Below are 21,400 nucleotides of genomic sequence, written 5' to 3' on the forward strand. Positions count from 1 at the left end.
CGCGAGGTTGCTGCGCCGCCGTCAGGTAGCAATTAGGGGCGGAGGGTTCTTGCCAGCTCGCGGCGCTTCGCCTGCTCCTTCGGGTCCGGGACCGGCAGTGAGGCGATGAGGCGTTTCGTGTAGTCCTCCTGCGGCGCACCGAGCACCTGCTCTCCCGTGCCCTCTTCGAGCAGCTCGCCGTGGAAGAGCACCCCGATGCGGTCGGAGAGCATGTCGACCACGGCGAGGTCGTGGCTGATGAACAGGACCGCGAAGTCGAAGCGGTTCTGCAGCTCGACGAAGAGCTCGAGCACCTTCGCCTGCACGGACACATCGAGCGCAGAGGTCGGCTCGTCGGCGATGAGCAGCTCCGGATCGAGCGCCAGTCCACGCGCCAGGGACGCCCTCTGCCGCTGACCGCCGGAGAGCTCATGCGGATACCGCGCCGCATACGCCTTCGGCAGCTGCACAGAATCGAGGAGTTCGGCCACTCGCTGCGACCGGTCGTTCGCACTCATCTCCCGGCGATGGATCGCGAACGGTTCGGCGATGCACTCCCCGATCGACAGATGAGGATTGAACGAGGCCGCCGGGTCCTGGAACACGAACCCGATCCGTCGCCGGATCTTCGAGAACTCACGCTCCTTGAACCCGACCATCTCGTGCCCGAGGACGGAGAGGCTACCGCCGCTGGCCCTGGTCAGGCCCGCAATCGCGCGTCCGATCGTCGTCTTGCCCGACCCCGACTCACCGACGAGCCCGTAGACTTCGCCGGCCTTGATATCGAAGCTGACCTTCTTCACCGCGTGGAAGTCCGACTTGCCGATCCCGCCCGGATAGACGATATCGAGCTCGCGCGCGGTCACGATCGATTCGCGTGCGTCCCCGTCCTTCGCCGAGGCGGCTCCCTCCTTCGCCGAGGCACCCCCGTCCGTCGTCTCCCCCGCCGAGGCGACCCCACCCGAGGCCTCCCCCGTCGAGTCAGTGCGCGCTGAGGCGGCGGCCGCCTTGCGGCTTCCGGCCACGGTCGACCCGATCCGCGGCACCGCGGCGAGGAGTTCGCGCGTGTACTGCTCCTGCGGATCGTTGAAGAGCTGCTCGACGGTCGAGACTTCGACGAGGTCGCCGCGCAGCATCACGGCCACTCGATCGGCGAGGTCGGCGACGACGCCCATGTTGTGGGTGATGAGAACGATGGCAGTGCCCGTCTCGTCTCGCAGATCGCGCAGCAGGTCGAGGATCTCTGCCTGCACGGTGACGTCGAGTGCGGTGGTGGGCTCGTCGGCGACGATGAGCTTCGCCCCGAGAGCGAGGGCCATGGCGATGACGATGCGCTGCTTCTGCCCGCCCGAGAACTGGTGCGGGTAGTAGTCGAAACGGCTTTCGGCATCGGGGATCCCGACCTGCCGCATGGCCTTGACGACGCGCGCCTTGAGGTCGGCCTTGTTCGCCTTCCTATCGTGCGCGCGCAGACCTTCGGCAATCTGCCACCCGACCGTGAAGACGGGGTTGAGCGCCGTCGACGGCTCCTGGAAGACCATCGCCACATCCCGGCCGCGCATGGCCCGCAGCTCATCGGCGGAGACGCTGAGCACGTTCGCACCGGAGATGACGATGGCCCCGGTTCGCTGCGCCGTCTCGGGCAGCAGACCGAGGATGGATCGGGCGGTCACGGTCTTGCCGGACCCCGACTCACCCACAATCGCCAGCACCTCACCGGGCGAGACGCTCAGCGACACGTCCTTGACCGCATGGACGTCCCCGCCGTCGGTGGAGAAGGTGACGTCGAGACTGTCGACATCGAGGATGCTGCCCGTCGCCGAGGCGGTCCGCTCGTGTTTCTGCTTGCTCATGCCGTGACCTCCGCGGGCTTGACGTTCTTGACCTTGGCTTTGCGTCGCACGCGCAGACGCGGGTCGTTGAGGTCGTTCATCGACTCACCGACCAAGGTGATTCCCAGCACCGTGAGCACGATGGCCACGCCCGGGAACACCGCCGTCCACCACACACCGGAGGTGACGTCCGGCAGTGCCTTGTTGAGGTCGTATCCCCATTCCGACGCCGAAGTGGGTTCGATTCCGAAGCCCAGGAACCCGAGTCCGGCCAAGGTCAGAATCGCCTCGGAGGAGTTGAGTGTGAAGATCAGCGGCAGGGTCCGAGTGGCATTGCGGAAGATGTGCTTGGAGATGATCCGCGTCTTCGAGGCGCCGAGGACGATCGCCGATTCGACGAACGGTTCGGCCTTCAGCCGCAGCGTCTCGGCACGGACGACGCGGAAGTACTGCGGGATGAAGACGACCGTGATCGAGAATGCGGCCGCGGCGATGCCGCCCCACGCACTCGACTGACCGCCGGAGATCGCAATCGACATGACCAGCGCCAGCAGCAGGGTCGGGAAGGCGTAGACGGCATCGGCGATGACGACGAGGATGCGGTCGAGCCATCCGCCGATGTAGCCGGAAACGAGACCGAGGATGACACCGGCGAAGATCGACATGACCACGGCCACGACGATGACGGCCACTGCGGTCTGGGCGCCCCAGACGACACGGGAGAAGACATCGTAGCCGCCGACGGTCGTGCCCCAGATATGGGTGCCGCCGGGTGGCAGCTTCGACCCGAAGTTGCCCTCGGAGGTGCCCAGCTGGTTGAAACCGTACGGGGCGATGATCGGAGCGAAGATCGCGCAGATGAGCACGATTCCGCACAGCACGAGGCCGGTGATGAGCATTCCGCGCTGCAGCCCCACGGACTGGCGCAGATGCGAGATGATCGGCAGGCGGGAGAACCAGGACTTCTTGGCCCGGTCGTCGAACGCCACTGCCGGTACTCCGGAGCCGGGAGCCTCCTCGGCGAAGGTCTGGGCCTCTTCAGCCGGGCCCTGGTTCTGCGGGTTGTCTGAAGTGGACATCAGTACCTCACTCTCGGGTCGATGAACGCGGCGATGACGTCGACGAGGAAGTTCGTGACCGCGACGATGACGGCGAGGAACACGACGATTCCCTGCACTGCCACGAAGTCACGGGCGGTCAGGTACTCGGCGAGTTTGAAACCGAGTCCCTTCCACTCGAACGTCGTCTCGGTGAGCACGGCGCCGGCGAGCATGAGCGCGATCTGCATCCCCATGACCGTGATGATCGGGATCAGCGCTGGACGGTACGCATGCTTGGTGACCAGGCGGTATTCGGAGATTCCGCGGGATCGACCGGAGTCGACGTACTGCTGCTCGAGCGTGCCGATGAGGTTCGTGCGCACGAGCCGGAGGAACACTCCGGCGGTGAGCACGCCGAGGGCGATCGCCGGCAGCACCGCATGGGCGAGCACATCGCCGAGGACGGAGAAGCTGCCGATGCGCAGGGCGTCGATGAGGTAGAACCTCGTCGGGCCGACGACACCGGACATGATGTATTCGGTCTCTGTGGTGCCGCGGCCAGCGACGGGCAGGATCGGCAGGAAGACGCCGAAGACGAGCTTGAGGATCATGCCCGCGAAGAACACCGGGGTCGCATAGCCGAGGATCGCGAGCACACGCAGTGCCGCGTCGGGGGCCTTGTCGCGGTGGTAGGCGGCGAGCATGCCCAGCGGGATGCCGAGGATGAACGCGACGATGAGCGCGTAGAAGACGAGTTCGACGGTCGCTGCTCCGTAGTTGAGCAGGATCGACGAGACCGGCTGCCCGTCGGAGACCGCTGTGCCGAAGTCGCCCTTGAGCAGATTGCCCAGGTATTCGAAGTACTGGACGAGGATGGGCCGGTCGTAGCCGGCGGCATGGACGCGCTCGGCCAGCTGGGCCTTCGTCAGGCGTCCGCCCAGCGCTGCGGTGATCGGGTCACCGGTGATGCGCATGAGGAAGAACACCAGAGTGGTGAGAATGAAGATGGTGGGAATGATGAGCAGGAAGCGGATGAGGACATAACGTCCCAGACCGCCCCCCGAGGGCTTCTTGACCGCGACCGAAGTCTCGGCGGCCTCAGCCCCTGGTTCGCTGATGGCAGCAGACATGTGTTCCTTATGGGATGTGTTTCGATGCGCTCGCGGCAAGAGACAGCTCGGCGAGGTTCACTGCAGGTGTACGGACCTCACCGCGGACGCGCCACGAGGTGCAGGCGGCCTGATCGGCTCACCTGCACCTCGTGTGGGTGATCACTTGCTCAGCAGTGCCAGACGGAACTGGAAAGCGGGGTCGAGGGTGTCGTCGACGCCCTTGACGTCCTTGCCGGACACGGCGATCTGGTTGCCCTGCAGCAGCGGCAGGGTCGGCAGTTCGTCGGCCAGCTCACCCTGGATCTTCTTCAGGGCATCTTCGCGCTTGCCCTTATCAGCGATCGAGGACTGAGCGTTGAGCTCCTTGTTCATCGCCTCGTCACGGTAGTGGTTGGCGAGGAACGACGGAGTCTCATCCGTGTCATAGAAGAACGGCATGAGGTAGTTGTCGGCATCCGAGTAGTCCGGGAACCAGCCCAGCTGGTACATCGGGTAGACGTCGTCGGTGCGGTCCTTCGAGTACTGGACCCACTCGGTCGACTGCAGCTTGACGTTGAACAGCCCGGTCTTGTCCAGCTGGTCCTTGACCAGGGCGTACTCATCGCCTGAGGAGGGGCCGTAGTGGTCAGGGTTGTACTGGAGCTTGAGCTCGACCGGGGTCTTGACTCCGGCGTCCTTGAGCGCCTTCTTCGCCTTCTCGACGTCGGCGCCGCCCTTGCCGTCGCCGTATTCGGACTTCAGCGGTTCGTCGGAGCCGGGAAGCCCGTCGGGCACGTGCGAGTACAGCGGAGTGAAGGTGTCCTTGTAGACCTGGCTGGCGATCGCCTGACGGTCGACGGAGTCGGCCATGGCCTGGCGGACAGCGAGCGCCTTCTTCTCGTCGGCGTCATCGGTCTTCGCGCCGAAGGGCATCGTGTCGTAGTTGAACACGATGTACCGGATCTCGCCACCGGGACCCTTGTGGACCTTGAGGTCCTCGTTCTTGCCGAGGTCCTCGACGTCGGTGGCCGAGAGCGAACGCCACGCGACGTCGATGGTGTTCTCCTGGACGTCGAGCTTCATGTTGTTCGCGTCCGAGTAGTACTTCATCTGCACGGTCTCGGTCTTCGCCGGCTCGATGAAGCCCTTGTAGTCCGGGTTCGCCTTGTAGGTGATCAGCTCGTTGAACTTGAAGCCGTCGATCGTGTACGGGCCGGCGAAGGCCTTGCCGTCGACGATCTCCTGGTCCTTCGTGACCTTGTCGGCCGAGAACACGTCTTCATCGACGATCGGTCCGGCGGCGCTGGCGAGGACTCCGGGCCAGGTCTGGTCGTTCTTGCGCTTGAGGTTGAAGACGACGGTCTTCTCATCCGGGGTCTCCACGGACTTCAGACCGCCCAGCAGCGAAGAGGGCCCGTTGGGATCCTGGATCTTCAGCTGACGATCGAAGGAGAACTTCACGTCCGAGGAGGTCAGTTCGTTGCCGTTGGCGTATTTGAGTCCGTCCTTGAGCTTGACCTCGTACTTCGTCGGCTCGGTGAAGTCAGCGGACTCGGCGATCGATGGGTTGAGTTCGGCCGTGCCCGGCTTGTAGGCGAGGATGTACGGGTAGATCTGCTGTTCGACGAGCGAGCTTCCGTTGTCGTACGCAGCAGCCGGGTCGAGAGCCACGACCTTGTCCGTGGTTCCGACCGTGAGCATTCCGCCTTTGTCGTCCCCGCCGCCGCCTCCGGTCGTCGAGGTCGAGCAGGCGGAGAGGAGCAGAGCTCCGGCCGCGGCGATGGCCACAGCCTTTGCACCGGTTCGTCGTTTCATGGTGTTCCTGTCTTTCACAAGTGCTCTTCGTGTCTTCTTTGCTCGAAGAGATCCGCACCACATCTTACGGTTCCCGTCCCAAATAGTGAACTGAAGCACATGAAGTGATCCAGTTCGCAACGACTTCGCAACAATTCGCCGAGGCGGCCCTGCTCGCCACAGCGAAACTTCCCTTGCCGGGACAGCCGGGGCACTCCCCGCCGTCACCCCACATCACGCCCACAACCGCCGCGAACCGCTCCCAGCCGTATCCCATCCAACGGCCGCGACTTCGGCGGCGCAACGGGGAGCCGCCTCGGCGAATTCGATTTGCGTCACCGATGACAATCGGTTTCACTTATGAGGTGCATCACAGAGAAGACACAGGTCCTTCACTGTTTCGATGCTCAGAAACCCCTGCCCCCCTCTGATTGGAAAAGCGTGTCCGCAGTCCTTGATTGGCTCAACGGAATCATCTGGTCCTCCGCCCTCGTGTACCTCTGCCTCGGTGCCGGCGTGTACTTCACGATCCGCTCCCGAGCCGTCCAGATCCGACAGATCAAAGCGATCTTCACGCAGATGTTCCGCGGGAAGAGCTCGAACGAGGGCGTCTCCTCCTTCCAAGCTCTCGCGATGTCGTTGGCCGGTCGCGTCGGCGTGGGCAACATCGCCGGTGTCGCCACCGCCATCGGCTTCGGCGGACCTGGCGCGGTGGTGTGGATGTGGATCTCCGCGCTGCTCGGAGCCTCAACGTCTTATGTCGAGTCGACTCTCGGCCAGGTCTTCAAGGAACAGGATCCCAAGAGCGGCGAATACCGCGGCGGACCGGCTTTCTACATCGAGAAGGCCTACCGGCACACAAAGGCCAAAGGGCTGTTCAAGGTCTACGGTCTCGTCTTCGCCGCTGTCACGGTCCTCGCGATGAGCTTCATGCTCCCGGGCATCCAGTCGAACGCGATCTCCGGTGCGGTCGAGAACGCGTGGGGAACTCCGACATGGATCACCGCGGTCATCCTCGCGGTCATCATGGGCTTCATCGTCATCGGCGGAGTTAAGCGCATCGCCCACTTCGCCTCACTCGCGGTGCCCTTCATGGCCGTCATCTACATCATTGCGGCGATCGCTGTCACACTCGTCAACGCCGACCAGATCATCCCCGTCTTCCAGCTCGTCTTCACCTCCGCATTCGGCGTCGACGCAGGACCGGACGCGGCCTTCGGCGGCATTCTCGGCATGGCTGTTCAGTGGGGCGTCCAGCGCGGGATCTACTCGAACGAGGCCGGACAGGGCACCGGCCCGCACGCTGCCGCTGCCGCCGAGGTCTCGCACCCGTCGAAGCAGGGGCTCGTGCAGGCCGGTTCGATCTACATCGACACCCTCTTCGTGTGCTCAGCGACTGCTTTCATGATCCTCTCCACCGGTATGTACAAGGTCTTCGATGCCGACGGCGAGACCATCATCGGCACAGGACGCGGTCAGATGGCCGAAGCCATCGCTGCAACACCCGGTGAGAAGTGGCCTCAGGCCGGACTCGACACGATGATCTCCGGCTTCGGTGCGGGCTTCATCGCGATCTCGATCTTCCTCTTCGCCCTGACGACGATCGTCGCCTACTACTACATGGCGGAGACGAACCTCGTCTACCTGCTCGGCAAGGCCAAGAGCACATTGGCCCTGACGATCGGCACTCGTGTGCTGCAGGTAGTCATCGTCATCGCGGTGGCCGTGGGCGCGATGTCGACTTCGGGCAGCGCCTGGGCGCTCGGCGACATCGGAGTGGGCCTCATGGCCTGGCTGAATGTGATCGCGATCCTCATCCTCCAGCAGCCGGCGTTCAAGCTCCTGCGTGACTTCGAACGCCAGACCAAGCTCGGCCTGGATCCGGTGTTCGAGCCCGAGAAGATTGGCGTGCGCAACGCCGACTTCTGGGATCAGCGCGTGGCTCGCCTCAAGGCCGGCGAGGCGGTGCCGGAAGGCTGATGCCCCACGCGGTCGGCTGCCTGCCACCCGGCAGGCCGCCGATCGGCAGGAAGGCCATTCGGCAGACTACTCGTCCGCCGATGCGAGGGACAGATTGCGAGGTCCGGGACAATGGCGTCCCGGGCCTCGTGCCATTCACAGCGACGCACAGAGCAGCGGCCGCCGCCCTGAATCGGGCGACGGCCGCTGTCGGTTCGCGGGGCAGACTCTGCTGCCCTCCGGCTCACCAGCCGAGCTGGCTAAGCTGGCTAAGCCGACCGTGCTGGCCCAGCCGGCTGAGCCTCACTTGTTCAGGCTGGTGCCTGCCGAGCCGAGGTTCTGGCAGGCTTCGACGATGCGCTCGGCCATGCCCTTCTCTGCGGCCTTGCCGTAGGAGCGCGGGTCGTAGAGCTTCTTGTCGCCGACCTCGCCGTCGATCTTGAGCACTCCGTCGTAGTTGCGGAACATGTGCTCGACGACGGGGCGGGTGAAGGCGTACTGGGTATCCGTGTCGATGTTCATCTTCACGACTCCGTGGCGGACCGCCTCGGCGATCTCTTCAGCACTCGAGCCCGAACCCCCGTGGAAGACGAGGTCGAAGGGAGCCTTCTTGCCGACCTCGGCCCCGACCTTCTCCTGGATCTCACCGAGGAGTTCGGGACGCAGCTTCACATTGCCGGGCTTGTACACGCCGTGGACGTTTCCGAAGGTCAGAGCCGTGAGGTAGCGGCCCTTCTCGCCGGTACCCAGCGCTCGTGCGGTGGCCAGCCCGTCCTCGACGGTGGTGTAGAGCTTGTCGTTGATCTCGTTCTCGACGCCGTCCTCTTCGCCGCCGACGACGCCGACCTCGATCTCGAGGATCGAGTGCGCTGCCGTCGAGAGCTCGAGCAGTTCCTCGGCGAGAGTGAGGTTCTCGTCGAGCGGAACGGCGGAACCGTCCCACATATGCGACTGGAAATAGGGATCGCCGCCGTTCTTCACGCGCTCGGTCGACGCGGCCAGCAGGGGCTTGACCCAGGCTTCGACGGCGTCCTTCGGGGCGTGGTCGGTGTGCAGCGCGATGTTGACGTCGTAGCTCTTGGCCACTTCGGCGGCGAAGACGGAGAACGCGATGGCGCCCCGCACGCGGTCCTTGACCGTCGGGCCGGACATGTATTCGGCACCGCCCGTGGAGATCTGCACGATGCCGTCGGATCCGGCCTCGGCGAACCCGCGGATGGCGGCGTTGATCGTCTGCGAGGAGGTGCAGTTGATCGCGGGGTAGGCGAAGCCCTGGGTCTTCGCGCGGTCGATCATCTCGGCATACACTTCGGGGCTGGCGATGGGCATACATGCTCCTTGGTCGGGGTCGGCCGTTTCTGCTGCCACCAGCCTACTCGTTCCGCCCCGCCCATGGCAGGAGGTCCCAACGGCGGCCTCACCGAGGATGCTCTCTCCTGGCACCGATCGTGGACGAATCCGGGAACGCAATTTCGGATCCTGCTGCCGAGGAGGCCCGACCCTAGCTCAGACCTCGCTTCGGACGCTGCATTCAGTACAGTGGCCTCATGGCCTCGACGCTGACTCGGCCCGGTTCGGGCAATCGCCTGCGCATCTTCAACTGGGCTCTGTGGGACTGGGGCTCGGCGTCCTTCAACGCCGTGATCATCACCTTCGTCTTCGCCCCGTATCTGACGAAGTCCGTCGCCGCCACCGAGGAGGCCGGATCCTCGGCATTGGGCTGGTCGATGGCCGCGGCCGGTTTCGTCATCGCCGTCGTCGCCCCGGCCGCCGGCACCCGGGCCGACGCCGGGGGTCGGCATCGCCTGTGGCTGGGCGTGCACACCGCGATCGTCGTGCTCACGATGTTCGGACTGTTCTTCGTCCGCGACTCCCCCGACTATCTGTGGCTGGGTCTTCTGCTCTTGGCCGTCGGCAGCGTCTTCTTCGAATTCGCCGAGGTGTCCTACAACGGCATCATGGTCCGCATCACCACCCCCGACAACGTCGGCAAGGTCTCCGGATTCGGCTGGGGAATGGGCTACGTCGGAGGGCTGGTCCTTCTCGTCATCCTCCTCGTCCTCGTCATCCAACCCGAGGTCGGCTTCCTCGGCGCCAGCGACGAGGAGGGACTCCGGTTCCGCATCGTCGCGGTCCTGTCCGCCGTGTGGTTTGCGATCTTCGCGATCCCCGCTCTGTTCTCGGCACCGGGGGCGAAGGTCAAGGGCACTTCGGGCGGGCACCCGATCAGGGCATTCATTGCCGACTACGCAGCACTCGTACGACGTCTGATCCGGATGTGGTCGACCGAGCATCAGACGCTGCGGTTCTTCATCGCCTCGGCGGTCTTCCGGGACGGCCTGGCCGCGATCTTCTCCTTCGCGGGCGTCCTCGCCGCCGGCAGCTACGGGTTCTCCGCTTCGGAGATCATCATCCTCGGCGTGGCCGCGAACGTCGCCGCCGGCGCCGGGGCGATGATCGCCGGGTGGTTCGACGATCGACTCGGACCGAAACCCGTCATCATCGCCGGTCTCATCGTCATCATCCTCGGCGGACTGCCGATCCTCTTCAGCGCCGAGGCGGCCGTGTTCTGGGTCTGTGCCCTGATCTTGAGCTTCTGCGTCGGTCCGGTTCAGGCGTCGAGTCGGTCGTTCCTGGCCCGCATCACTCCGCCGGAGTCGGCCGGGGAGAACTTCGGCCTCTATGCCACGACCGGAAGGGCCGTGAGCTTCCTGGGCCCGGCGATGTTCGCCTTGGCGATCACGGTCTTCGGCTTCCAGCGGGCCGGGACGCTGGGCATCCTCATTGTTCTGGCGGTCGGCCTGGCGCTTATCATTCCCGTCCGACCCGACGCCCCGGCCCACTCCATGCAGGCCCGCGAGGAAAGCTGAAGCATTGCGGAGAGGCCGGGCGCCGGCCGCACCGGCTCACTGCCGGGCGAGCAGATCGTCGATCTGGTTGATCGCTCCGGTCGAGCCTTCGATGACACCCATCTCCAACACGGTGCGCAGTCCCTCAGCCGAGTCGAAGACCGATTCGTAGGTGGCACGAGTCCCGGTCTCGGTCGCTTCGAAGCGGTAGATGCAGCTGCTTCCCGGCATCGATTCGACGACGCTGAAGTCCTCATCGGCGAAGTAGTCGCGGAACTCCAGGCGCGCGGGACGGTCGACGGCGGTCAGTTCCCACAGTCCGCAGAACTTCTCGCCCTCCGGGCTCGTCATAAAGTATGTGACTCTGCCGCCGGGCTCGAGCGAATGGTCGACGACCGTGGCCGGATACGTCGGCGGACCCCAAATCTGCTCGAGCTGGCGGGGATCGGCATAAACTTCCCACACCCGTTCGCGCGGCGCCGCGAACTCGGCGACGATCGTCAGCGTCAGTGTCTCTTCGTCATGAAATGTGTCGATGACCGGCATGGCTGCTCCTTAAGCATTGCGGTGGTTTGCCTCACGACCCGGCCTGTTCGTCCCCGGACAGAAGGTCGTCGATTCTCTGCACTCGGTCGACCCACTGGTCTTCGAGTTCGGCGAGCATGCTCCTGATGGTGCGAAGCGGACCCACCTCTGCGTGAGCGATCTGCTGCTTTCCGACTCGTCGCTTCGTCACCAGTCCTGCACGTTCGAGGACCGCGACGTGCTTCTGCACTGCGGCGAAGCTCATGTCGTAGTCGGCGGCCAGATCGGTCACCGAAAGCCCTTCTCCTGCGACTCGGCGTACGATATCGCGCCGGGTGCGGTCGGCCAATGCTTGGAACAGCGCATCCGCCTCGTCATCGAGAAGTCCTTTCATGCGATCAATCATACAACCGAATGGTTGTATGTAAATAGGTGCAGGCAAAGATTCTCGCGACCCGTTGACATTCGACATTGAACACGCGTTTAATATTAAACATGCGTTCAACGAACCCCGATTCCAACTCGCGCCGCTCTCCCAACACCTCTCCGGAGACTGCCGAGAAGATCCTCTCTGCCGCCGTCGCCGAGTTCGCCCGCCACGGGTTCACGAAGACGACGGTCCGCGGCATCGCCGCTGCCGCCGAGGTCTCCCCCGGCCTGGTCATCCACCATTTCGGGTCGAAGGACGCGTTGCGCAGTGCGTGTGATGAACACGTATTCGAGCGAATCGCTGAGTCGAAGGCGGCGAAAGCCGGCTACGCCACCATGGCAGTGCAGATGATGTTCGACGACCCCGAGATGTCCACTGCTGTGGACTACCTCGTCAAGTCCCTGCTCGACCCCAGCGAGCATGGCCAGCGCTACTTCGACCACTACGTCGACCTCGTCGAGTCCTATATCACCGAAGGATTCGCCGGCTACACCTTTCGACAGAGCGAGGATTCTCGTGGACAGGCGGCGACCATCGCGGTCATGGCCCTGGCCCCCTCCCTGCTCGAGCACCGCCTGCATTCGGTCCTCGGCACCGATGACACCACCGCAATGATGACCCGACTCGCCCCGCATCTGCTCGACCTCTACCTGCACGGTGCCCTCGAGTCAGTCCCCGACAACTCTCAACCAGGAGATGAGGAACCATGAGCACATTGACCCGTCCCCGCCGCACCGACGACGGCCGCGCATCCGCCTCGGCGGCGATCTCGATGCGGGAGGTCGTGAAGTCATACGGACGCGTCCGCGCCCTGGACAGCCTCGACCTCGAGGTCGCCCGCGGCGAGGTCCACGGCTTCCTCGGCCCCAACGGCGCCGGCAAGTCGACGACGATCCGGATCCTGCTCGGAATCCTGCGACATAACTCGGGCACGGTGCGCCTCCTCGGCGAGGATCCCTGGGCGAAGGCGGTGCCCCTGCACCGCCGCCTGGCCTACGTCCCCGGCGATGTGGAGCTGTGGCCGGGGCTGACCGGTGGTGAGGCGATCGACCTGTTCGCCCGGTTGCGCGGAGGGGTGGACAGACGTCGTCGCGATGAGCTCATCGAACGCTTCGACCTCGACCCGCGGAAGAAGGGCCGGACCTATTCGAAAGGCAACCGGCAGAAGGTCGCGCTCATCTCCGCCCTGGCCTCGGACGTCGAACTGCTGCTCCTCGACGAGCCGACGGCCGGACTCGACCCGCTTATGGAAGCGGTGTTCCAGGACTGCATCCGGACCGCGAAGGACGCCGGTCGCACGGTGCTGCTCTCCAGCCACATCCTCGCCCAGGTCGAAGCCCTGGCCGATCGGGTGTCGATCATCCGCTCGGGTCGCATCGTCGAGACGGGGACCCTGTCCGAGCTGCGGCACCTGTCGCGGACGACGATCACCGTCGGGCTCGAACACGATGTGCCCGCCCTGTCCGAGATGACCGGAGTCCACGACCTCGTCCGCGAAGGTTCGCGACTGCATTTCAGCGCCGATACGGCGCAGCTGCCCCGTATCATGCGGGCGCTCGGCGAACACGATGTCGAATCGCTCACCGCGACCCCGCCGACCCTCGAGCAGCTGCTGCTGCGTCACTACGGCAAGGAGGAGTCATGAATCTGCTGGCCGCATACACGGACGACGGGGATCGCACTGTCCACGGAGGCCCCGGGAACTCACCGCGAACCGGGCATCATCATGGTGCACATGAACGTGTTCGGCGTGGCCGCCTCGGCGAGGGAAACCTGGCAGGGGTGGGGAATCTGCTGAGATTCATGCTGCGGCGGGACCGCCTGTGGCTGCCGATCTGGGTGCTTGCTCTCTCTGCGCTCACCGCGTACTTCGCTAATGCGATCGCCGTGGTCATGGATTCGGATTCGCTGCAGGCGATGACGGCGTTCGCGAAGAATCCGGTGATGGCGCTCATCACGGGGCCAGGTTACGGGCTCGACCAGGTGACGATCCCGCGGTTCATCGTCGGCATGTACGGGGTGTTCCTCATGATCGGGGCGGCTCTGATGTCGATCCTCACCATCTCCCGCCACACGCGCGCCGAGGAGCAGACGGGGCGGGCCGAACTCGTTCGCGCCGGCGTCACCGGTCGGCACACTCAGCTCATCGCCTCCCTTGCGCTCACGGTGTTCATGAATCTCCTGCTCAGCGCGGGCATGGCTGCGGCGTTCGGATTCTCTCAGGCCGAACCGGATTCGTGGTCGGCGACGGTGCTGTTCACGGTCGGAATCGGCGCGGTGGGCTGTGTCTTCGCCGCCGTCACCGCGGTCACTGTGCAGCTGAGCGCGTTCGCCAGGGCCGCCTCGTCGATGGCCGGAGCGGTGCTCGCACTCAGCTTCGTCCTCCGCGGGATCGGTGATATGTCGCACGTGTCCGGGGGTGGCCTCGATTGGCTGTCGTGGCTCTCGCCCTTGGGGTGGGCGCAGCAGACGGCACCGTTCACCCTCGACCGCTGGTGGCCGCTGCTGTACTCGGCTGGTCTGTTCACGGTCCTCGTCGTCGCGGCCGCGATGCTGCAGTCTCGTCGTGACCTGGGTGCCGGAATCGTCGCAGAACGGCTGGGCCGGTCGCAGGCGGGACCGCTGCTGTCGACGCCGCTGGGTCTGGCGCTGCGCCTGCAGGCCTCGAGCCTGATCTGGTGGTCGATGAGCATGCTGGTCATGGGTGTGGTGTTCGGATCGTTCACCGGGCCCATGGACGAAGGAGCGGCGGGGATGCCGCCGGAGATCCTGTCGATCATGGGCGGTCGGTCCGGAATCGTCGACGGCTACCTCGGATACATGGCCCTGTACTTCGCCATCATCGTCGCCGCGTATGCGGTCATCGCCGCTGGTGGGCTGCGGTCGGAGGAGTCCTCTTTCCACACCGAACCGGTGCTCGCGACCGCGGTCTCCCGCAGCGGATGGTTGGCTTCCTGGGCAATGGTGACTCTGGTCGGGGCCGGTTGGCTGATGGGCATGGCCGGCCTCGGTGAAGGGGTGGGTGCCGCGATGTCGATGGACGATTGGTCCCTGGTGTGGCCGACCTTGCTCGGGCATCTCGCGCAGGCGCCGTCGATCTGGGCGCTGCTCGGATTCGCCTACCTGCTCTACGGCCTCGCCCCGCGGCTGATGAGCCTGAGCTGGATCGTCTTCGGCGCCTCGGCGGTGCTCGCCCTCTTCGGCGGGCTGATGCAGCTCGACGACGCGGTCCTCGATCTGTCCTTGTTCACCCATATCGGCCAGTATCCGGCCCAGGATCTCTCCGCCGAGGCGGTGCTGTGGTTTGCAGGGATCGCTGCGGTCCTCGTCGGGGCTGGGATCCTCGGATTCCGAAGGCGGGACCTCGTCACGGCGTGAGGTACCCCAAGGACCGGGCGCGGCTGAGGACGTCCGCCCGGTTCGAAACTCCGAATTTGCGGTAGAGGGCCGAAAGACGGTTCTTCACGGTTCCTGGCACCTGCTGCAGTTCGCCGGCGATCTCGGCAACGGACAGGCCACGTGCCAGCAGGTCGATGAGTTGGGCTTCGCCGACGTTGAGCTGCGGCGCTTCTGCCAGCTCCACGGAGACCGAGCCGATGCGCCGCAGCCGCTCCATAAGCTGCTCCGGTGAAGCGAAGGACGCGGCGAACTCGTTCGCGGCTTCCGCCCATACGGGCGAGTCGGCTGTGAGGTCGACGAGTCGGCTGCGATCGGTCAGCGGCAGCAGTGCAAGCGGCAGCAGCGAGCTCACCCAGGTCGAGAGACTCACAGCCGTCGTGAAATCACTCTGCGCTGCGGCCTGGTCCCCCGTACGCAGTTTGGCTGCTGCTCGGATGGCGGCGAGTTCTGCGCGGCTGCGCGGGCTGAGCGAACGGTGATAGAACCAGGTATCGGCGCACGCGATCGCCTCGGCGTTGCGACCGGCCACGAGCTTTGAGCGGACGTCGAGGACGATGCGCGCATCACACGCCGGCGAGAGCCTTTCTCGGTCGAGCTCGGCCCAACGCAGCTGGCCGAGCGCGATGAAGACCATGCTGCGTCCGAACGCAAGCAGATCCTTCTCAGCAGCGGATAGAACTCCGGAATCGCGATACCGCTCGGCATCATCGTTGACGAAGAGCAACCCGGATTCGGACTTTGCGGACAGCACTGCCAAGGTCCGAGCGATGAGAGGCAGATAGACCCACAATGTTCGCAGCTCGGGGTAAGCGGACAACGCGTCGAATTCCGTCCGAGCGCGTTGCACGTCGAGACGGTCGAGAGCCCGCAGCGCCGCCGCGATACGCAGCGGCGGAGTGACGAGCTCGTCGACGATGCCGCTCGGCCGTGTTGCTGAACGAGCTGCGACAGAGCCGGTTCCATCACAGGCTCGGCTGAGCTCGGACGACTCTGCTGCCAATGCGAGATGGATATCGGCTCGTTCACAGTCGCCGCTGACGGCCGAGATGAGAGCTGTCCACGCGATGATTGCCGGCAGCAGGAAGTCGCCGTCGATGTGACCGGCCCGAGCTGGCCCCTCGATCTCATGGAGCAGGGACAGTGCCCGGCGAGACTCGGCTGCATGGTGGAGTGCGATCGCAGTGAGGAGTCGGACGACGGAACGCCCACGCACACTGGGCATCTTCGCCGCGGCACGGATGCCCAATTCTGCGGCATCACCGTGCCGGCCGGAATCGGCGAGACCGATCAGTTGACGAACGGTGTCGATGACATCCACCGGCAATCCGTCCGGCCGGATTTCTCCGCTCCCATCTTCTCCCGGTGCCGAGTCGCCGAGAATCGCCGGCAGTCGTGACCTCAGCAGTCCGGGCCCGGTATGCCTGATCACGGCGGCACGGATGCGTGCCGGATCGGCGGCAGCGGAATCAGCGTCGATGTCCTCGGCGAGTGTTCCGAAGAATTCGAGTCCGGGCCAGTTCGCACGAGTCTTGGGCGGCAGAAGACGAAACGCGGTGCAGGCGGTCCGCGGAGTGAGCAGGAACATCGGTATGCCCACTGCCTCGGTCACTCGCAGCAGCTGGGGCCAGCAGCCGCCGTGTCGGGCCAAGAGCAGCACGTCGCTGAGGAGTTCGGGCTCAACGGCGCCTGCCGATTCCATATGTTCGATGAGCACTTCGAGAAGTGAGGCGACCACCGGCCCCGCATCGGGTGTGGTGGTGAGGTCATATCGCAGCTTGGCCGCGATGAGGGTAGGAACCTGCAGCAGTGAGCCCCGCACCGAATCCTCAACACGAGTGAGCATCCCGCTGGAGTGGAGTCGGATCAGCACTCCTTCGGGGTCGTTGACCCCGATTCCGCCGAGGAGGTCATCAGCCACCGCGGTCAGCGCCCGCACGGCGGTCGGCTCTGACACAGCGCTGAGTTGAGCGAGCACCGAGGCTGCCGCCGTGTCACCGGGTCCCAGCTCCAGGGACAGCCGTGGACACAGTTCGACGACCCAATCGGCGAAGGCAGCAGACTCGGGCTCCACTGTGACGCCGGCGGTGGCTGCGGCACGGAGGACCGCCTCGGCGAAGAGAGCACGACCGGCGCATTCATTCCACAGCAGGTGGCAGAGCTCGGTGTCGACCGGACCCACGCCTGAAGATTCGAGTTCGATGATGAAGTCTCCCAGACTGCGGCGAGGATCTTGCGCTTTCCCTTCAGCATTCGAGCTCATGGTCGCCCATCCTTCATCTCGGCGGATCGCACCCGCGTCACGCTCATCGACGTACACGTGAGCTCCCCTCTCAGACGTCCCGCTGTCAACAATCGGATGACCGGCACGCAGCTTGCTGACCTGTCCGGACTCCCAATGTGCCTGTCATCCGTCGGCGATTGTCGACCGACGGGAGCGATATGCGGTCATCCGCCAATGGAGTGCGGATGCACGAAAGCTGCATCGTGATCTCCGGTTGCCCCCTCCGTACCTCCCTACCCTGATTCCATGCATACGGTTGAAACCCTTGAAAGCGCCGATTACCACCGGTTCCTCGAAAATTTCGAGACCGCAAGCTATCAGCAGACTCCGCAATGGGGAGACGCACGCGGCCAGATCTGGGACTATGAGCTGCTGGGTATCCGAGACAATACGGGAGCACTGGTCGCTGCGACGCTCGTCAAGTACAAGAATCTGCCTGGGACTGGGCTCCGATTTGCATATATTCCGCAGGGGCCACTGATCGACTGGGCCGCCCCGGATGCGGTTGAGCAGCTGCACGCCCTGACCTCTCATCTGCGCGCAAAGAACATCTTCGCCGTCAGAATTGCTCCGCCGATGAAGCTGCGAAGCTGGCATGCCGACACTGTGAAGAAGGGTCTCACGGATCCCGGCGTCGCACGATTCGACGATCTCGCCCCCGACGACACCAATCCTGTCGGAAGTGACATCGTGCGACAGTTGTCACGACTCGGCTGGAAGGAAGTCCGTGGCAACAAGGAAGCCGAAGCCACCCAGCCCAGATTCAATTTCCATCTCTCGCTGGAAGGCGGCTCAGAGCAGGCCGTCTCTTCACGGATGTCGAAGACGTGGCGAAAGAATATCCGCAAGGCCGACCGCGCGGGAGTGCAAGCGCAGACCGGCGAACTGGCAGATCTCGATGAAGTGCTCGGAATATTGGCGGAGACAGCCGACCGCAACCGTTTCAATGCAAAGCCTCGAAGCTACATAGAGGCAGTCCTGACAACATTGACTGTTGACTTCCCCGGTCGAATCACGTTTGACGTCGCCAGGCACAATGGCGAGGTTCTCGCCGCCGAGGCGACAGCGCAGCTCGGTCGAAGGGTGCAGGGCATCTTTGCCGCAACAAGCACTCTCCGGCCCGAGGTGAGGCCGTCGAATGCCCTCTATTGGGAGATCATCTGTCGTGCCGTCGCAGACGGAGTCGAAGTCATCGATATCGGCGGGGTCCAAGATACCTTGGATCCCGATGTTCCGACTGCGGGTCTGATTCACTTCAAGGCCGGCATGGGAGCCGATGCGCACGAATACATCGGAGTCTGGGATCTGCCGCTGCGACCGCGGATCTACACCGCATTCTCTTCCCTGCTGGCGCTTCGGGACCTGGTCCGATCGGATGTCACGCACAAGATGCGTGACTTCGCCACCCGCCTCGGCGAAAATTCGCACCGGAACGTGAAAGTCGGCAGCTGAGGGCGACGTCATCTCAACCTCACCGAATTCACGTCTGGGTCCTCTTCGTCAACCCGTGATGCGGATGCCCTCATATTTCGCGGAGACGACGTCCAATTCGTATCGGTTCCAGCTCTCACCGATATCAACCCCGAGGACCTGTGCAAGATAGTAGAGAGGCACATCTGCACCGGCGAGGTGGACGAATGGATATCCACCGCCGAATCGAGGGTTGATGTCGATCACGGAAGCCCCACCGAAGTCATCGACGAACACGTCAACGTCGATGAGGCCTGTCAGGTCTGACACTTCGGCGATCCGCTCAGCGATTCGAGTGAATGGTGCGGGGTCGACGGTCACGGCTTTGTCTGTCTCTCCAGCCCTCATGCGAACCTTGCGGCGCGCCAGCACGCCGCTGAGCATTCCACTGTCTGTGAGGCTCCCGATGATGTCGACACCGTATTCGGTTCCCGGGAGCTTCGGCTGCACTGCAACATCATCCCGCGTACCCGAATGCCCACCTGCCGACGGGGCAGAAAGCGAGGCTTCTGTCACCGCCTGACGGACGTGATCTGCTGAGACCACCCGCAGGCCCGAGGACCCGCTGCCGAATCTGTGCTTGACGACGAACTCGTCGGTCTGGGCACTCAGCTCATCGATTCCTTGGTCGTCCGCGCCGCTGACGGTCGCCGGCGTCGGAACCTCGATGGAGGCGAGCATCTTCGCCATCTGCAGCTTGTCTGCGCAGCCGGCCTGCCATGCTGCCGATACTCCCGGCACACGCACGCCCCTGTCCCGAAGAGAGTTCGCAAGTCCACTATTCACATGGACATGCATGAGCTCGTAGTCGTTCGCCGAAACGAAGATCCTGGGGTCGAATTCGACAACCAGGCGCATCAGCTCCGGACCATAGTCCGGATCATCGTATTTCGGCAGACTCCGGCTGACGTCGCCGTAGGAAGCGGAGGAGCTTGTCGGATCGTTTTCGGCAACGATCACTCGCCCTTCGACGCCAAGTGCGTCGAAAGCCTCGCGAAACCAGTCGATGAGGTACAGACGCCTCCCGGCTGAGCTGATGATGATCGCCTCTGGCTTAGCTGTCATACCGTCCTCCTCGGTCTGGTCTGAGTCTCCCCGGCCGGAAGGCGTCAGGGAGTGCAGTCGGCGGCTTCTTCGGTTGGACACGACTGGCAACCAGCTTCCGTTTCAACCGTGAATGAGACCACACGAGTCAGCACGCTCACCGGGTACATCAAGCGAATTCTGGATAGCTGGATTTCGCCCGGACCGAAATCATGAACTACAGAATTCAAACATCAGGACGCAGGAGATTACTGCGAAGACTGAGATTCAGATCTGCCTGCGCTGACTTGATTCTATTTCTATCATCGGACGCCCCGATTTCAGTATGCGGTTCTCCGCAATAAACAGCGGACCGCCCCCGCACCCCAACTGCTCTCCGTAGACTGCTTGAATACACGACATGAAGCACAGAAGAGAGTGATTGAAGTGGCGCAGCACGGGACCCGGCAGCACGAGCCCCAAACGCCGGCTTTTGTCTTGGACTCATCAGTCCTCGAAGAATTCATCGATAGATTTCGCCAAGCACTTCTGAATCAATGGCCGAATTCAGTGCTGTCGTATTCTTTCAAAACGAATGCACTGCCATGGCTTCTGTCTTTCATGAATACGCAAGGCGTCTGGGCAGAGGTGGTATCGGATGCCGAGTACCAACTTGCGCTGTCCGTGGGGTATCGCCCGGATCGCATCGTATTCAATGGCCCGGTCAAGAGTCGGCAGCGCTTGCGCCAAGCCCTCGCCCACGGGTCAGTCGTCAACCTGGATTCAAAGCGAGAGGTCAGGTGGGCCGCCGAGTTTGCCAAGGAGCAGCCCGAGCAGACGCTTTCAGTGGGATTGCGTGTCAATTGGAACCTCGAAGAGAGATGTCCCGGGGAGAGCACGACGTCGGGACAGCACAGCCGTTTCGGGTTCAATGCGGAGAACGGTGAACTCGGCGCAGCGATGTCCACGCTGAAGGCCGCGGGGGTGAGGGTGGCTGGTCTCCATATGCACCGGAATTCGCTCACACAGAGTTTGGGAGTCTACACGGCGTCGGCAGAGCTCGCTGCCGAGCTCATCTCCGAGTTCGACCTCGATCTCGAATGGATCGATATCGGCGGCGGGTTCTTCGGCAGCCCTGTCGGAACTCCGACATTCGACCAATATGTGTCGACGATTCGCAGAGGACTCGAGGGAGCGGTCGACATCGATCGAACTCAATTGATCGTCGAACCGGGCGGTTCGCTGATCGCAGTGCCTGTGGAATTTCATTCACAAGTAGTCGACGTCAAATTCGTCGGAGATCACCGGTACGTGGTCACTGATGCCAGTCGCACCAATATCGATCCCCTCTTTCGGAGACAGAGGGAGTTCGATGTGCGAATCGATGCCGCTTCTGAGGAATCGATTCCCGAACAGGTGATCTGCGGCTTCACCTGTATGGAGGACGATCGCCTGACAGTCCTGAGAGACGCGCCGCAGCTGTCGGAAGGTGACCGGATCGTCTTCTACCGAGTCGGTGCCTACACGATGTCCTACCAGTCTTCCTTCATCGAATTCCCTCCAGCTGTCTTCGTCCGGGACGACGATTCTCTGAAATTGGTGAGGCGGAGGGGCTCGGTGGACGACTATCTGGGCGGACATTCGTGGCTCCATGCCACGGCATCTGTACCTGCCTCGGTCGCAGCTGGTTCATGACAGAACCTGAAGCAGGATCCTGACGCTCCGAGG

At 63.8% G+C, this 21,400-nt stretch carries 16 protein-coding genes; 7 read left to right on the forward strand and 9 right to left on the reverse strand.

The window, feature by feature from the left end; genetic code table 11:
* Nucleotides 1-32: 32 nt before the first annotated feature.
* The 4 genes from ACOZ9V_RS17070 to ACOZ9V_RS17085 all read right to left on the reverse strand — a co-directional run bounded on the left by ACOZ9V_RS17070 (nt 33) and on the right by ACOZ9V_RS17085 (nt 5,757).
* Complete coding sequence (locus tag ACOZ9V_RS17070; RefSeq protein WP_434592002.1) at nt 33-1,832, reverse strand: dipeptide ABC transporter ATP-binding protein; 1,800 nt, start codon at nt 1,830-1,832, stop codon at nt 33-35.
* Nucleotides 1,829-2,890 carry an ABC transporter permease gene (locus ACOZ9V_RS17075; RefSeq protein WP_434592005.1) on the reverse strand — a complete coding sequence of 354 codons (1,062 nt, stop codon included), beginning with the start codon at nt 2,888-2,890 and terminating at the stop codon, nt 1,829-1,831. Before ACOZ9V_RS17075 ends, ACOZ9V_RS17070 begins: the two co-directional genes overlap by 4 nt.
* Entirely contained in the window at nt 2,890-3,981 is a 1,092-nt protein-coding gene (locus tag ACOZ9V_RS17080) for an ABC transporter permease (RefSeq protein ID WP_434592008.1), read from the reverse strand. The genes ACOZ9V_RS17075 and ACOZ9V_RS17080 overlap by 1 nt, the downstream gene beginning before the upstream one ends.
* A gap of 141 nt (nt 3,982-4,122) precedes the next feature.
* Nucleotides 4,123-5,757, reverse strand: coding sequence for an ABC transporter substrate-binding protein (locus ACOZ9V_RS17085; RefSeq protein ID WP_139469085.1), 1,635 nt, complete (start codon nt 5,755-5,757; stop codon nt 4,123-4,125).
* Nucleotides 5,758-6,177: 420 nt separating this feature from the next.
* On the opposite strand from ACOZ9V_RS17085, the gene ACOZ9V_RS17090 reads away from it, so the two are divergent.
* Entirely contained in the window at nt 6,178-7,716 is a 1,539-nt protein-coding gene (locus tag ACOZ9V_RS17090; RefSeq protein ID WP_139469084.1) for an alanine/glycine:cation symporter family protein, read from the forward strand.
* 282 nt (nt 7,717-7,998) lie between these two features.
* On the opposite strand, the gene fbaA is transcribed toward ACOZ9V_RS17090, so the two are convergent.
* Nucleotides 7,999-9,024 (reverse strand): class II fructose-bisphosphate aldolase, encoded by a 1,026-nt coding sequence (gene fbaA, locus ACOZ9V_RS17095; protein WP_434592011.1) that lies wholly within the window; start codon nt 9,022-9,024, stop codon nt 7,999-8,001.
* Nucleotides 9,025-9,242: 218 nt separating this feature from the next.
* Between fbaA and ACOZ9V_RS17100 the strand changes: the two genes are divergently transcribed.
* The gene (locus tag ACOZ9V_RS17100) at nt 9,243-10,565 is read left to right on the forward strand and encodes an MFS transporter (protein ID WP_434592013.1); all 1,323 of its coding nucleotides are present in this window, start codon (nt 9,243-9,245) and stop codon (nt 10,563-10,565) included.
* 36 nt (nt 10,566-10,601) lie between these two features.
* On the opposite strand, the gene ACOZ9V_RS17105 is transcribed toward ACOZ9V_RS17100, so the two are convergent.
* Together ACOZ9V_RS17105 and ACOZ9V_RS17110 are read right to left on the reverse strand one after the other, a co-directional pair.
* Nucleotides 10,602-11,090, reverse strand: coding sequence for an SRPBCC family protein (locus ACOZ9V_RS17105; protein ID WP_172171885.1), 489 nt, complete (start codon nt 11,088-11,090; stop codon nt 10,602-10,604).
* A 31-nt stretch (nt 11,091-11,121) separates the two neighbouring features.
* Nucleotides 11,122-11,463 carry an ArsR/SmtB family transcription factor gene (locus tag ACOZ9V_RS17110; RefSeq protein ID WP_139469080.1) on the reverse strand — a complete coding sequence of 114 codons (342 nt, stop codon included), beginning with the start codon at nt 11,461-11,463 and terminating at the stop codon, nt 11,122-11,124.
* A 101-nt stretch (nt 11,464-11,564) separates the two neighbouring features.
* Between ACOZ9V_RS17110 and ACOZ9V_RS17115 the strand changes: the two genes are divergently transcribed.
* The 3 genes from ACOZ9V_RS17115 to ACOZ9V_RS17125 are packed head-to-tail and all read left to right on the forward strand — an operon-like array spanning nt 11,565 to nt 14,877.
* Nucleotides 11,565-12,209 (forward strand): TetR/AcrR family transcriptional regulator, encoded by a 645-nt coding sequence (locus ACOZ9V_RS17115; protein WP_434592017.1) that lies wholly within the window; start codon nt 11,565-11,567, stop codon nt 12,207-12,209.
* A complete protein-coding gene (locus ACOZ9V_RS17120; RefSeq protein WP_181271460.1) occupies nt 12,206-13,144 on the forward strand; it encodes an ABC transporter ATP-binding protein in 939 nt (312 codons plus the stop codon). The genes ACOZ9V_RS17115 and ACOZ9V_RS17120 overlap by 4 nt, the downstream gene beginning before the upstream one ends.
* Nucleotides 13,141-14,877, forward strand: coding sequence for an ABC transporter permease (locus ACOZ9V_RS17125; RefSeq protein WP_434592021.1), 1,737 nt, complete (start codon nt 13,141-13,143; stop codon nt 14,875-14,877). The genes ACOZ9V_RS17120 and ACOZ9V_RS17125 overlap by 4 nt, the downstream gene beginning before the upstream one ends.
* Here the strand turns inward: ACOZ9V_RS17125 and ACOZ9V_RS17130 are convergent.
* The gene (locus tag ACOZ9V_RS17130; RefSeq protein WP_434592024.1) at nt 14,867-17,158 is read right to left on the reverse strand and encodes a LuxR C-terminal-related transcriptional regulator; all 2,292 of its coding nucleotides are present in this window, start codon (nt 17,156-17,158) and stop codon (nt 14,867-14,869) included. The genes ACOZ9V_RS17125 and ACOZ9V_RS17130 overlap by 11 nt on opposite strands.
* 267 nt (nt 17,159-17,425) lie before the next feature.
* Here ACOZ9V_RS17130 and ACOZ9V_RS17135 point away from each other — a divergent pair, with 267 nt between their 5' ends.
* On the forward strand, nt 17,426-18,631 hold the full coding sequence (locus ACOZ9V_RS17135; RefSeq protein WP_434592027.1) for a lipid II:glycine glycyltransferase FemX: 1,206 nt from the start codon (nt 17,426-17,428) through the stop codon (nt 18,629-18,631).
* Nucleotides 18,632-18,679: 48 nt separating this feature from the next.
* Here ACOZ9V_RS17135 and ACOZ9V_RS17140 read toward each other — a convergent pair whose 3' ends face one another.
* On the reverse strand, nt 18,680-19,714 hold the full coding sequence (locus tag ACOZ9V_RS17140) for an ATP-grasp domain-containing protein (protein ID WP_434592030.1): 1,035 nt from the start codon (nt 19,712-19,714) through the stop codon (nt 18,680-18,682).
* A gap of 456 nt (nt 19,715-20,170) precedes the next feature.
* On the opposite strand from ACOZ9V_RS17140, the gene ACOZ9V_RS17145 reads away from it, so the two are divergent.
* On the forward strand, nt 20,171-21,367 hold the full coding sequence (locus ACOZ9V_RS17145) for a hypothetical protein (RefSeq protein ID WP_253903883.1): 1,197 nt from the start codon (nt 20,171-20,173) through the stop codon (nt 21,365-21,367).
* Nucleotides 21,368-21,400 lie beyond the last annotated feature (33 nt).

This window comes from Brevibacterium sp. 1718, assembly GCF_051131255.1.
In the GTDB taxonomy this organism is placed as follows: Bacteria; Actinomycetota; Actinomycetes; order Actinomycetales; family Brevibacteriaceae; genus Brevibacterium; species Brevibacterium sediminis.

Bases quoted from the DNA above. Each gene is read 5' to 3' on its own strand.
- ACOZ9V_RS17110 (WP_139469080.1), bottom strand. From the start codon at position 11,463: ATGAAAGGACTTCTCGATGACGAGGCGGATGCGCTGTTCCAAGCATTG.
- ACOZ9V_RS17085 (WP_139469085.1), bottom strand. From the start codon at position 5,757: ATGAAACGACGAACCGGTGCAAAGGCTGTGGCCATCGCCGCGGCCGGA.
- ACOZ9V_RS17125 (WP_434592021.1), top strand. From the start codon at position 13,141: ATGAATCTGCTGGCCGCATACACGGACGACGGGGATCGCACTGTCCAC.
- fbaA (WP_434592011.1), bottom strand. From the start codon at position 9,024: ATGCCCATCGCCAGCCCCGAAGTGTATGCCGAGATGATCGACCGCGCG.
- ACOZ9V_RS17130 (WP_434592024.1), bottom strand. From the start codon at position 17,158: ATGAGCTCGAATGCTGAAGGGAAAGCGCAAGATCCTCGCCGCAGTCTG.
- ACOZ9V_RS17120 (WP_181271460.1), top strand. From the start codon at position 12,206: ATGAGCACATTGACCCGTCCCCGCCGCACCGACGACGGCCGCGCATCC.
- ACOZ9V_RS17075 (WP_434592005.1), bottom strand. From the start codon at position 2,890: ATGTCCACTTCAGACAACCCGCAGAACCAGGGCCCGGCTGAAGAGGCC.
- ACOZ9V_RS17070 (WP_434592002.1), bottom strand. From the start codon at position 1,832: ATGAGCAAGCAGAAACACGAGCGGACCGCCTCGGCGACGGGCAGCATC.
- ACOZ9V_RS17140 (WP_434592030.1), bottom strand. From the start codon at position 19,714: ATGACAGCTAAGCCAGAGGCGATCATCATCAGCTCAGCCGGGAGGCGT.
- ACOZ9V_RS17080 (WP_434592008.1), bottom strand. From the start codon at position 3,981: ATGTCTGCTGCCATCAGCGAACCAGGGGCTGAGGCCGCCGAGACTTCG.
- ACOZ9V_RS17105 (WP_172171885.1), bottom strand. From the start codon at position 11,090: ATGCCGGTCATCGACACATTTCATGACGAAGAGACACTGACGCTGACG.
- ACOZ9V_RS17115 (WP_434592017.1), top strand. From the start codon at position 11,565: ATGCGTTCAACGAACCCCGATTCCAACTCGCGCCGCTCTCCCAACACC.
- ACOZ9V_RS17100 (WP_434592013.1), top strand. From the start codon at position 9,243: ATGGCCTCGACGCTGACTCGGCCCGGTTCGGGCAATCGCCTGCGCATC.
- ACOZ9V_RS17135 (WP_434592027.1), top strand. From the start codon at position 17,426: ATGCATACGGTTGAAACCCTTGAAAGCGCCGATTACCACCGGTTCCTC.